Source organism: Ktedonobacter robiniae, from assembly GCF_016587375.1.
GTDB classification, from domain to species: domain Bacteria; phylum Chloroflexota; class Ktedonobacteria; order Ktedonobacterales; family Ktedonobacteraceae; genus Ktedonobacter; species Ktedonobacter robiniae.
This window is the reverse complement of sequence record NZ_BNJG01000001.1, coordinates 613,433-625,832: the sequence shown is the minus strand read 5'-3', so window position 1 is coordinate 625,832 and position 12,400 is coordinate 613,433. Positions and strand designations below refer to the sequence as shown.

The following is a 12,400-nucleotide window of genomic DNA, read 5'->3' as shown; positions in this document are numbered from 1 at the left end:
GACGCTACTCACTCTTCTCGCGGGCGCGGGTCGCGTTGAGCGCGGCCTCCTGGTGCAGGAGGGAGGCGGGAAGTGGAAGTGTCAGGCGCACGACGGTCCCGTGCTCTGAGGCATCATCTTGTGTCCTGGGAACGGAATCGACGGTCAGGAAGCCGCCCGCCTCGCGTGCCTTCAGTCGGGCCTTGAAGAGACTTGTCCTGGTCTGGGGCACCGCGGCTGGATCGAAGCCTCGCCCGTTATCCTGGATGGTCACCTCAAGCTTCGCGTTGGCGTTCTTGGAATTATATTCTGTGAAGACACGCGCATATTTGGCGCCTGCGTGATTGTAGACATTGAGCAGGGCCTGGGTGATAGTGTAAGAGATGGCTTCCGCGATGCTCTCCCCCTCGGGCGTCTTCTCCAGGTCCAATGTCAGAACATCCAGCGCCCAGAGATCGGCCTGTACACGTACATGCGACTCGGGATGGAGTGCGGGCAGATCCTCGCGGACCAGCTTCTCCAGGTGCAGGCGCAGGCCCAGGCTGCGCCGCTGATAGGCGTCCTCAACCAGCAATTGCAGCCCCCGCAGGTCGCTCTCAAGCTCCTCGCTGATCTTGCGCACCCTGGTCAGGGCCTCCACCACCGGTCGCACATCGACGCGCCCATCAGGCGAGCGGTCGGCCTCTACACTGAGTTTATGGTGCCAGTGTCCCAGCAGTGAGCGGATGCGTAGCGCGTGCTGCTTCGGCTGATCGTGGATGCGCTGGGAGAGCAGTGAGCGCAGGTGGGCATCGGCATGCAGCAGCAGGGAGGTCGCCTGCTCCAATTCCCGGTTACTCTGGCGTAGTTCGCGTGCCGCCTTCTGCTGCTCATAGAGCGCCTGCTCACGCTCAGTCGAGGTCTTCTGTAGCTCCTGAAGGGCCATCTCGCGTTGCTCAAGCGTCAGGTGTAAGCGATCCAACAGGCGCAGCGAACGAATGGCGTAGAAGAGCACCAGGGGATAGATCGCCGCCAGTATATAGAAGGTCGTCAGCGGTATCAGCGTATGCCCGGTAAAGAGGATGGGCACAACGCCAAGGCAAGCGCCCAGGCCCACAGCCCCTAGCCAGAGCATAAAGAGATCGAAGATTCGGTGGCGTACCCGCGTTGGGATGGGGCCTTCCTGCCTGTGGCCATCGCGGCCCGGCAAGACATAGATAAGGGTGCTCAGACCAATCAAGAGGCTCACCAGGCCACCAAAGACCGCGTAGCCCAGACTCGCCGTCAGGTTCACTCGTGTAGGTACCCGCCCAGTAAGCAGTAGCGAACTCCATTCGTAGGCCAGGAGCGCGATTAGCGGCAGATAGGGCGGGAGGTCTATGTTCAGGCTGGGCATGCGTGAATGGTGCAGGGAGGTAGGACGGTAGGTCAGGCTCATGTGGATAAAGCAGGCCCCCATCAGGGCGAAGGCCGGGACCCACAGCAACTGAAAGACCAGGCTTGGCGCATAGGCCACCTGGATATTTCCCCAATGGCTATAGAGCAGGAGCAGCATCGCGGGCGGGATCATCGTAATGCCCTCCACTGCGCCGTTCCAATCGCTGGCCCTAAAGAGCAGGATGCCCCCGATCAGCAGCCAGATAAAGCCGGCCACCAGGCTCAGACCATAGTTTTGCCACCACATCATCAGCGTAAAGGTCATGGCGGGACTGCTAATGGTGCTAGTCTGAGTTTGACTGTTACTCGTTGTGGTGAAGATATAGGTGATGAGCGTGCCGGGCCTGGCATGAGCATAGGCCTGAGTTAGCCCTTGGGGGGCGGGTACCTCATTCACCGAGACCAGGCGTGTGCTACTGGTAAGGGTATCGGGCCTGACATTGAAATTTGTGAGCTCAGGCGCGGTGGAGACAATAACAACCCGTCCATCGGTATCTACAGCCCAGTAGAAGCCGCCAAACGATTTTCCAACCTCGTTGAGCAGGCGGAGATGGCCGAGACTACCGATAGCTAGCAGGATAAGCCCTATAAGCAGGTAGCCCACGCGAAACTTGACTCGCTGCTGGTGCCACCAATTCTCTTTGGTTTGACGAGAAGATATCGACACATCATAGTCTAGCACGCTATGAAATCAAACTGCAAGAGGCGCAAAAAATGGTTATATAGCGGTAGTTCGCAGGCTCCGCCTGCGAACTGCCGCTATATAACCAGACCCATATATGAGTTTGTGTGCGTTGTACACTGATTTGTAGAATGACCGTGAATGCGAAAAGATGACGATAGGGTCAAAATACCTATGTTGGGAGGTGGAGCATGGAGCAGGCATCTACAAGCGAGCAAGCACAGACATTAAAGGAGAAGCAGCGCCAGGAGCGTGAGCGGCTCATCCTTGCCGCGGCGGAAGAGGTTCTCTACGAGAAGGGGTATCATGATACCTCCATCGACGAGATTGCCGCGCGTGTGGGGGTTGCCAAGGGGACGGTGTACCTGCATTTCCCCAGCAAAGAGGAGCTTGTCTTCGCCGTCTTTCTGCACAACTTCGACGCATTTGTACGTGCCATTGATGAGGCCCTGAGCGAGGCCATGCCGCCGCGTCAGCAGCTTGAGACCATCCTGACCTGCATGTATGGAGGCTTCTATATCAAGCAGATCCAGCTCCTCTATAACAGCGTCGATATGAAGCGCCTCTTCGAGGTCAGGCGCGAGCAGGAGCCGCGTCCCTGGGAACAGCTCGCGGCACGCATCGCCTCCATCCTGGAGGCGGGCAAGGCCCGTGGCGACTTCGATTCTGTAACACCGACCAGCGTCCAGGTTGCCACCTTCTTCAGCCTGCTCTCGCCGCGCAGCTACGAACGCCTGGTCCTGGGCGAGCACATGGATGTCCAGGAGCTGGTCCAGCACCTCAAGCACATCTACTTCAATGGCATCATAGCCCACAAAGAGTAAATAATGGTTGATGTGGTTGTGGTGGGTCGTGGTAGCCAGAGGCTGCCACGACCCACCACAACCACATCAACCAGCAAGCGCCGTAGGCGCGAGCCAGTGCGCGAAGCATTATTATAAATACCGCCAGGGAAGGCCTAAGAGCGTAGAAAGGGGATTCATGCCCATGACTACAGTTTCCAGGCCACTTGAAACCAGGCACGAGGAGACCTACGAGGAGCCACAGTACTCCACCCGCGATACCCTCCTGACCATGCTGGGCGTCCTCATGGTCATGCTGCTGGCCTCGCTGGACCAGACCATTGTCTCGACCGCCATGCCCAGAATTATCGCCGACCTGCAAGGTTTTGACCGCTACACCTGGGTCTCGACCTCTTATCTCCTGGCCTCGACGGTTATGGTACCGATCTATGGCAAGCTTTCAGATATCTTTGGGCGCAAATCTATCTTCCTGGTGGGCGTCGTCATCTTCCTGACGGGCTCGGCGCTCTCCGGGGCCGCGCAAACGATGGATCAATTGGTGCTCTTTCGCGCCTTCCAGGGGATTGGCGCTGGTGCGCTCATGCCCATCGCCATCGCCATCGTCGCTGACCTCTTTGCCCCCCGCGAGCGTGCCAAATGGCAGGGCGTCACGGGCGCGGTCTGGGGCCTCTCCTCTATAGTCGGCCCTACCGCGGGCGGCTGGATTACCGAGCATACGACCTGGCGCTGGGTCTTCTACGTTAACCTGCCCATCGGCCTCCTGGCCATGCTCGTGCTCATTTTTCTCATGCCCACGCTCAAGCAGACGAGTAAGAAGCCAAAGATTGACTACCTGGGTGCTGCTCTCCTGGTCGCCACGGCGGTTCCGCTACTGCTCGGCTTCTCCTGGGCTGGTTCGGAGTATGCCTGGGGCTCGCCCATTATCCTGGGGCTCTTCGCCCTGGCCATCAACGTAGGCTGCGTCTTCGTGCTCTATGAGTCCATCGTGCAGCGCGAGGGCGGACAGCCCATCATCGAACCCTCGCTCTTCCGCAACAGCATCTTCACCATCTCGACTATCGCCACGGTCATCTTTAGCATGGCCCTCTTCGGTAGCACCTTCTTTATCCCGCTCTTCGTCCAGGGCGTTGTTGGTATCACCGCCACTAACAGCGGCCTTGTCCTGACCCCGCTTATGCTCACCTCGGTTGTGGGCAGCGTCATCTCAGGTCAGCTCGTTGCCCGCACCGGACGTTACAAGTGGGCCGCCATCAGCGGCATGCTTATCGGCATCGCTGGCTCCTGGTTGCTCATGCGCCTGGATATCAACGCCAGCGACAGTGATGTGCTACTGGCCATGATCATGCTCGGCCTGGGAATGGGGACCAGCATGTCCCTCTACACCCTGATCGTGCAGAACGCCCTGCCGCAGAAGATCGGCCAGGCCACTTGCTCGCTGGTCTTCTTCCGCTCTATCGGCGGCACCATTGCCCTTGCAGCCATGGGTTCAGTCATGAACGCCAGCTACCTGCCGGCCTTCCATGGTGCCCTCCCCGAGGCCAGCAAGAAGGCCCTGCCTGTCGGGACCCTCCACTTCTTCGACAACCCGCAGATCCTGCTCTCTCAGGAGATGCAGAGCCACGTCCACTCTGGTCTCTCCGCCCTCGGCCCCCAGGGCCAGGACCTCTACACCCAACTCATGCAGGCTGTCAAGCTCGGTCTGACCCAGGGCATTCACCATGTCTTCCTGCTCTGCACCTTGCTACTCTGCCTTGGTCTCGTGGTCGTCCTCTTCCTCAAAGAGATCCCCCTGCGCGGCAAAGGCTCCCAGGAGAAACCCGAACCCGTGCGCATCCCCATTGAAGCGTAACCCTGCGCAAGTAGCCGCGTACGCCAGTAGCTGGCCGCCCGCTACTGGCGTACGCGGCTACTCCATGCGTAAGCGGTAGATCTTGATGGCGACCTGGAAGGTCAGCCAGTTGCTGCGCTCTTGCAGGTCGATGCTGCAGAGGGATTGGATGCGCTCCAGGCGCTGGATAAGTGTGTTGCGGTGCACGTAGAGGTGCTCGGCGGTCTTGGTCAGGTTGCCCGCGTTCTCCAGGTACATCTCCAGCGTGGTTAGCAGCTCCGTATTTTTACGTTTATCATATTCATCTATCTTTGCTACCTGCTCCTGGTAGACGTCGCGCAGGTCGTCCATATGGGCGATCTTGTAGAGGTAGCGGTAGACGCCGAGGTCGTTAAAGTGCGTCACGGCGGGGCCGCGCTCGGTCGAGTGCATGCTCTGGCCCATCTGGAGCGCCTCGCTGGCCTCGGCAAAGCCCTGCCGGTAATCGCTGATCTGCTGGCAGGCATTGCCCAGGCCCACGGCCAGCCTGACATCGTATTCATCATAGATGTGGTGGGCCAGCTCCTGAATCCAGGTCTTGAGACGTAGGCTGTCAGAGTCCTTCGGAAGCGGAAGCAGGCAATTGAGCAGGTTCTCATGCTCATAGAAGATGGAGCCGGGGGCGCTCTCCTGAATGCGGCGGCGGACGAGATTGCCCAGGCTGCGGTAGGTGTTCTGGAGCGCGCTGGAGCTTGGTGCGCCCTCCTTGCGCCCACTGGTGGGGTGCGTGCTCTCATCACCACGCGTCATCTCGATGCGCACCACGGCATGTGGCTGCGTGAGGTCGCAGCCCAGGAAGTGCGCACGTTGGCGTAGGGATTCTTCATTCTCCGGCAGGCCCTGGATGAGATCCTCGAAGAAGCCCTTGACCAGGTTTTTCTGTGCCAACTGGTTTACGAGGCGGCTGTTTTTGATGGCGATGGCTACCTGGTTGGCGATGGTCGTCAGGAGTGTCTGATTCTCTGAGTTGAAGCGCCGTGCTTTATAGGTATAGCAGTTGATCAGGCCAAGCTGCTCGGTGCCCGCGATCAGCGGAGCGGAGATCAGGGATTTATACTGCGAGGTGCGCAGGGGATTCAAGCGCTCAAGCGTCTCCCCCTCGGGAAGGTCCTGGGCCTCTGAACTATAGGCGCGCATAGTCTGTAGGTCGGCTTTATCGCTCAAGCTGCGCAGGTGGTCGAGGGTATGGGGATCAACATCCACGGCCTGAAACTGGCTTTGATCGTTCCAGTTGGGCGCTGTGGCGTGAACGATCAGGCGGCGTAGCTGGCGCGAGGTGTCGGCATCGCGCTCGCGGGCCTGGTCCATCAGCATGATCACGCAGAGATCGACCTCCATGATCTGGACCGTCAGCGTCGCCAGGGTGCGGAGCATATCATCGAGGTAGAGGCCTGAACTGATAGTCTGGCTCAGCATCGAGAGCGAGGTCAGGATGCTGAGTTTGCGCTGAGCACTCTCGTACAACTGCGCATTCTCGATGGCGCCCGTCACCAGGGCCGCGATGTTGCTGATAAAATTGCGCTGCTGCTTGCTAAATTCGTGAGGAGCCACGGCCTGGAGCGTGATCACGCCTGTCAGGCTCTTGTCCTTGGCGATAATGGGCACGCTAAAGATCGACTGGAACTTCTCTTCCTGAAACTCAGGGATGTAGTGGAAGCGGGGATCGGCCAGGGCCGCTTCTTTAAGGAAGATTGGCTTGCGGTGGAGGGCTGCCCAGCCGGTAATGCCCTCGCCCAGCGTCATATGTATTTTGCCTACATAGCCCTCGTACGGCCCGGTCGCGCTGGAGAGCACCAGCAGATCCTTCTCGGGATCATAGAGGTAGATGGTTGCTATATCGCAGGAGGTGGCCCGGTTAATGGCTTCGAGCAGGCGTTTAAGCACTTCTTCCAGGCGCAGCGTTGAGCCAACCGTCGAGATGACCTCGTTGAGCAGGGCGTTCTCCTGCGTGCGCGCCTCCAGTAGCCTTTGCAGCTTGTTGTTTTCATAGCGCAGGCGTTCAAGACTTTTCTCAGGCGTTTCGGCGGCCTCTGAGGGTAGATGTGAATTCGCCTTGGCGGACATTGTTCCTCCTCTAAATTTCGCGTTCCCCAAATAGAACATACGTCACAGCATGCGCCCCTGTGGGCGATGTGCGCTCCATTGCAACACCCGGCCTTTTGACATAGAGATATAGTTAATACATACATATTCGCGCATGAGTTATTGTACTCTTTTTCCGTCTCAGCGTCTACCCTAATACAGCCTGCTTCCTATTTTTTTATTTGGTATTACCCTTCGCGTCTGCGGCGCTCAAGGGATAATAGAAGGATCGTGAATGGCGGGCATCCGCCCGCAATGCACGCCCATATTATTCCAGGTGTGTAGGAGTAAGGCATTGTGGTCCATGCTTGCATGGACTCTACATAATCATTGTATTACTCAGATATGATGCGGGGGGAGTTGTAGAGTCCATGCAGGCATGGACTAAAAATGTCTGGAGAAAGGGCGTCTTATTGAGGTGCGTTTTTGGTCGTGAAGGCGAGGATGCGATCAATTAAATCACGGCTATTCTCGGTTCCAAAGATTGCGGTGCCGTGGGCGCTGCCGGGGTAGATGTGTATCTCTTTAGGCTGTTGGGCAATGTCGAACATGTGCTGGGTCTCCTGGGCGTAGGTGTCTTCCTGACTATTGATGAAGAGCTTGGGTGCAGTGATTGCGGGAATCTTCTTTTCCTCGATCCAACCTTTGAGGGGGGCGGAGAGGGTGATGACCCCTGCTACCTTGGCCTGGGAGGCAGCGTCCAGGCTCACGGATCCCCCCATGCTTGCGCCAAGCAGAATGACTTTTTTCGCGCCCTGGCTTTTGACAAAGGTGATGGCGGCAAGTAAATCCTGGCTATATTGGGCGCTATCACGCTGCCCTTCGGACTCGCCGTTGCCACGGAAGTCATAGGCCAGGACCATAAAGCCGCGTGCGGCGAACCAGGGCACGACCCCTTGCCATATAGCCTTGGTGCTATTGAGTTCATGAGAACAGATAATCGCCGTCGTGCCGCTCTTGCTATAGAGCAGGCCAGCAAGCTTAATATGATCGGCTGTCGTAAAGTGGACCTCTTGACTGGTGACTGTGGGTGTAGTAGGCGTCGGAGTGATGGGAGGTGTCGCGGTCGGAGTAGGGGGGCTTGAGGTCTGTGGTGAGCCTCCTCCTGATGTGCAGGCCGCGAGCACCAGGCAGAGTAGCAGGAGCGCGATGAGTCGCAGGTGGAAGTGTTTCCTCATGTGGTGATCTCCTTAAAGCCGTTTGAGCATATTTTTTATCCTTCAATGTCTATATGTGTGGCTTATATATATATGTACGGCTCTGATCTGCCCGATATCACATCAACTATCGAGCGCTTTCAGATATTTGGTGACAATATTTTCATAAAGCGGTCCTATTGCGTGCGTTACGCGGGGGGCATCTGGTATGATTGATTTCAGCCAGAGCGGTGGAGAGGGATTTTTCGTGGGAGGGCACGCCTGGCTGGTGCATGTCGTTGTGGAACGTGTGGGGATTGGGTTGATGGGTAGAAGAAGGGGTGCCACTGGTGGAGCAGGTTGAGATCGCGGCGGTCGTGCAGGCCCTGCTACAAGATTTTAGCGCCATTATTGATTATAAAACGTTACAGGATAGCCTGCCGCGACGGCTGGCGACCCTGCTGCGCTGTCGCTGTGTCCTCTTTTATCAGCGCATTGGCGAGACACTCCAGTTTGTGGCTGGCTCCTTCGATGACCAGCCGGGCTGGTCGAGCGCGCTACTCTCGGTGGCGCGCATCAATCCTATCCCACTCACAGGCGATCTCCTGGAGGCGCAGGCCTGGCGCGAGCGGCATGCCAGGGCCACGCCCTCTCGTGCGCCTACGCATGTCGCGGCGCCCCTCATCTATCGCCAGCGCTGTATCGGTGTGATGGTCACCATTCGCCTGCCGCGCGAGGAATCCTCTGATTCGCTTATGACCTGGCAGTCGGACGAGGTGAGCATGGTCGAGGCCGTCGCGAGCGTGGTCGCGCTACTACTGGAGAATACACGCCTGCTGGAGCGCGACCGGGAGCGTATCCATGAGTTGTCGCTGCTTAACAGCATCAGCAGCCAGATGCACTACTCGATGTATGAGTACGAGCGTATGCGTGCCGTCATCGTCCAGCGCGCACGCGAGATCTCGATGGCCGACCTGGGAGCCTTGCTAGATGTGCCTGCACGGGGCGCGCGGACGCGCCCCAGGTCTCCCGAGAAGGAAACATGGGTGACAGAAGAGTTACGTACCCTCCTCCTGCGCTACTTTGGTGAACAGAAGTTTCCCGAAATCCTCTTGCTAGAACTGCCTGGTGCCAGAAATGATCCCTGGAGCCAGCAAGTGGCTCAGGCTCTCCCCTCCTCTGTGAAGACCTTCTTCGCGGTCCCCCTACTGGGTGGCAAGATTGGCGCACGGCGTGGCGGCTCCCTGCTGCGTGGGAGCATCAGCAAAGATCAGGAGTATGCCCAGGAGACGAGTATCCTGGGTGTGGTCATTGGAGCCTATCACGCGCCCTGGAAGCTGCGCAAGTCCGAACTGGTACTGCTCCAGGTGCTCGCCAGCCAGGCGGGGGCGGCGCTGGAAAATATGACGCTCATGCACGAGGTCATTGAGGCCCGCAATGAGGCCCGCAAGCTCCTGCGCCAGGTGCTTGAGGACCAGCGCCTCAAAGAGATGATCCTCGAAAGCATTCCCAGCGGCCTGATCACGACCGACCGCTCCGGGCGCGTCACCACCTTTAACCGCGCCGCCGCCGCCATTCTTGGCTATCATGCTCGCGAGATTGTAGGCCAGCCGCTGGCGTGTGTTCTGGATATACGCTCCCTGCATGTCGCGACCGCCCCGTATGAGCAATATCTCTCACCTATTGAGCAGCCATCTTCGCCGCCAGGCATAGATGAGCCAGTGCGCGAGACGCAGACCTTCGAGGCGGTCCTCAGCGCTCTCCGAGGCGAGGCGCCAGGTGAAGGAGCCCTACCGAATGGTGACCTGGCGCGAGCGGATGGCGAGCCGGGATCCACCGGCTTGCTCCAGCGCCTGCCAGCTCCCTTTCACGCTCTGCTGAGAGAGCTGCGCAGCGGAACCATCAAGAACACCGACCGGCAGGGACGCGAAGTGGTCCTGGAGGTCGATGCCCTGCCCCTGAGCGATGAGAGTAACATGCCTATTGGTATGCTCGTGACCTTCACCGATGTCACCTCGGTCCATCGCCTGGAGGAGGAGAAGCGGCGCCTGGACCGCCTGGCGACTCTGGGCGAAATGGCCGCCAACGTCGCTCACGAGGTGCGCAACCCCCTGGCCTCGATTAAGACCTCTATGCAAATGATCATGGAGGAACTCTCCACCACGACCGAGCCTCTGCCCTCGGACGAGATTGATTGTGGCCTGGGAAGCGACCAGGCCTGGATACGCGAGGAGAGCTCGGTCGTCCTGAAAGAGGTCGAGCGGCTCAATGCCATCGTGCATGATCTGTTGCTCTTCGCTAAGCCGCGCCAATTGCACCGCACGCCCTGCTCCCTCTCCGAATTGAGTGACCGGGTATTGCACTTTATTCAGCCACAGTGCGAGGCAGCCAATGTCGTCGTGCATCGTGTCTACCGCGACATCCCTGCCGTCGGCGTCGATGCCGGGCAAATGGAGCAGGTCTTGCTTAATCTCTACATGAATGCCTTGCAGGCCATGCCCGAAGGGGGCATCCTCACCGTCTCCTGCATGACGCTACCAGCCGAGCAGGAGAGAGCGGAGGGCGAGCAGGAGGACGTGGCCACCACACGCTCACCCCAGGCGCTGGTTGGGCTACAGCGTCCAGGCATCACCCTCTCGCAGTGGGTTGAGATCGCTGTGAGCGATACTGGCGAGGGCATCAGGCCAGAACAACTCGGGCGTATCTTCCAACCCTTCTTTACCACCAAAGCCCACGGTATCGGCCTGGGGCTGGCGATCACGCGCCGCCTGGTCGAGGACCACGGAGGCTATATCCGCGTCGAGGGGCACTACGGCTATGGCGCAACCATCTCGATTCGCCTGCCCATCTTCGATGAGGATGCCTGTACAAGCTCCCGCAGAAAATATGCTTATGAAGCGCCCTGGGGCGATATGTTATTGGAAGAGGAGATGTTAGTGGAGGAGGGCGTTGATGAGCCTGGGTATTCTGATCGTCGATGATGAGCCACATCTACCGCACCAGCTTGCACGCTACCTGCGCAAGCGCGGCTATGATGTCTACACTGCCTCAGATGGCGAGGCGGGCCTGCGCGAACTCCAGAAGAATACAATTGATCTTGTCTTGCTGGACCTGCGCCTCCCCAAATTGAGTGGATTGGAGGTACTCAGGCGTATTCGCGAGCATGAGGCGGAGCTACCTGTAGTAATCCTGACCGCTTATGGCGACGTCCAGACCGCCGTAGAGGCTATGAAGTTAGGAGCCTCAGATTACATACTCAAAGGATTTGACCTGGAGGAATTGTTGCTAGTTGTAAAACGAGCGCTGGATACCAGCGCGATGTCGAGAGAACTGCGACAGTTAAAGCGAGAGCGCAGCGATAATTATCATTTTAATCACGTCGTGGGGCATAGTGAGCGTATGCATGCCGTCTTTGAGCTGGTCTCCAAGATCGCACGCAGCGATGCCTCGGTGCTCATCACCGGCGAGAGCGGCACCGGCAAAGAGGTTATCGCGCACGCCATTCATGAGCAGAGCCCACGTGCCAGCGGCCCCTTTCACCCGCTCAATTGCGCCGCCATCGCGCACAACCTGCTTGAAAGCGAGCTATTTGGGTATGAGCAGTATGCCTTTACCGACGCCAAGAAGCAGAAGCGCGGTCTGTTAGAATTGGCAGAAGGAGGCACGCTCTTCCTGGACGAGATTGGCGAGATGCCGCTTGACATGCAGGCCAAGCTGCTACGCGTGCTGGAGACGCGTTCCTTCTTTCGCCTGGGTGGCAACAAGGAGGTCAAAATCAACGTGCGTATCCTGGCCGCGACCAACCGCGACCTGGAACTGGCCATGAAGGATGGCTCCTTCCGCTCGGACCTCTACTACCGCCTGGCGGTCCTGAAGATTCCCTTGCCGCCCTTGCGCGAGCGGCCAGCAGATATCCTACTCTTCGCAGCCCATTTTATCGAAGACTTCAATCGCTCGCTTGGTCGTAACGTGCGCAAGCTTGCGCCCGAGACGCAACACCTCTTACAGAACTATAGTTGGCCGGGGAATATACGCGAGCTAAAAAACGTCATTGAGCGCGCCATTATTTTAAGTAGCGGCGAAGAGCTGTTGCCAATGCACCTGCCCCATGAGATCGTCGGCTCAAAAGACGGGCAGGCGCCCAGTCCCATAGACCCCTGGGAGCAATGGTTTAACGCGCGCCCCACCGGCCCGGTCTCGTTGGAAGAGATCAACGGGCGCATCGAACGCCACTTTATCCGCTGGGCTTTGGAATCCACCCGGCACAACCGCACGCGAGCCGCGGAGCTGCTCGGTTTCGCCAAAGTCGACCAGCTCCGCTACCTCATGCGCAAACACGGCATTGATTAAAAAGGGAAGGGATGGTGTTGTGGTGGAACGACGCTGCTGAAGGTACGCGTCTACATATCATGGTACGATACGCTCCGCCCCATGA

At 58.4% G+C, this 12,400-nt stretch carries 7 protein-coding genes; 4 read left to right on the top strand and 3 right to left on the bottom strand.

The window, feature by feature from the left end:
• Positions 1 to 4: 4 nt before the first annotated feature.
• Positions 5 to 2,062: a sensor histidine kinase gene (locus JMJ04_RS02510; RefSeq protein WP_201368988.1), complete on the bottom strand. Its 2,058-nt coding sequence runs from the start codon at positions 2,060 to 2,062 to the stop codon at positions 5 to 7.
• A gap of 206 nt (positions 2,063 to 2,268) precedes the next feature.
• Here JMJ04_RS02510 and JMJ04_RS02505 point away from each other — a divergent pair, with 206 nt between their 5' ends.
• Together JMJ04_RS02505 and JMJ04_RS02500 are read left to right on the top strand one after the other, a co-directional pair.
• On the top strand, positions 2,269 to 2,901 hold the full coding sequence (locus tag JMJ04_RS02505) for a TetR/AcrR family transcriptional regulator (RefSeq protein ID WP_201368987.1): 633 nt from the start codon (positions 2,269 to 2,271) through the stop codon (positions 2,899 to 2,901).
• Positions 2,902 to 3,064: 163 nt separating this feature from the next.
• Complete coding sequence (locus tag JMJ04_RS02500; RefSeq protein ID WP_236037894.1) at positions 3,065 to 4,729, top strand: MDR family MFS transporter; 1,665 nt, start codon at positions 3,065 to 3,067, stop codon at positions 4,727 to 4,729.
• A 57-nt stretch (positions 4,730 to 4,786) separates the two neighbouring features.
• On the opposite strand, the gene JMJ04_RS02495 is transcribed toward JMJ04_RS02500, so the two are convergent.
• Positions 4,787 to 6,811, bottom strand: coding sequence for a GAF domain-containing protein (locus tag JMJ04_RS02495; protein WP_201368985.1), 2,025 nt, complete (start codon positions 6,809 to 6,811; stop codon positions 4,787 to 4,789).
• 428 nt (positions 6,812 to 7,239) lie between these two features.
• Positions 7,240 to 8,007, bottom strand: a complete 768-nt coding sequence (locus JMJ04_RS02490; RefSeq protein ID WP_201368984.1) for an alpha/beta hydrolase — start codon at positions 8,005 to 8,007, stop codon at positions 7,240 to 7,242.
• Positions 8,008 to 8,315: 308 nt separating this feature from the next.
• Between JMJ04_RS02490 and JMJ04_RS02485 the strand changes: the two genes are divergently transcribed.
• Both JMJ04_RS02485 and JMJ04_RS02480 read left to right on the top strand, forming a co-directional pair.
• A complete protein-coding gene (locus tag JMJ04_RS02485; RefSeq protein ID WP_201368983.1) occupies positions 8,316 to 10,946 on the top strand; it encodes a sensor histidine kinase in 2,631 nt (876 codons plus the stop codon).
• Positions 10,918 to 12,315, top strand: coding sequence for a sigma-54-dependent transcriptional regulator (locus JMJ04_RS02480; protein ID WP_201368982.1), 1,398 nt, complete (start codon positions 10,918 to 10,920; stop codon positions 12,313 to 12,315). Before JMJ04_RS02485 ends, JMJ04_RS02480 begins: the two co-directional genes overlap by 29 nt.
• The last annotated feature ends 85 nt before the right edge of the window (positions 12,316 to 12,400 follow it).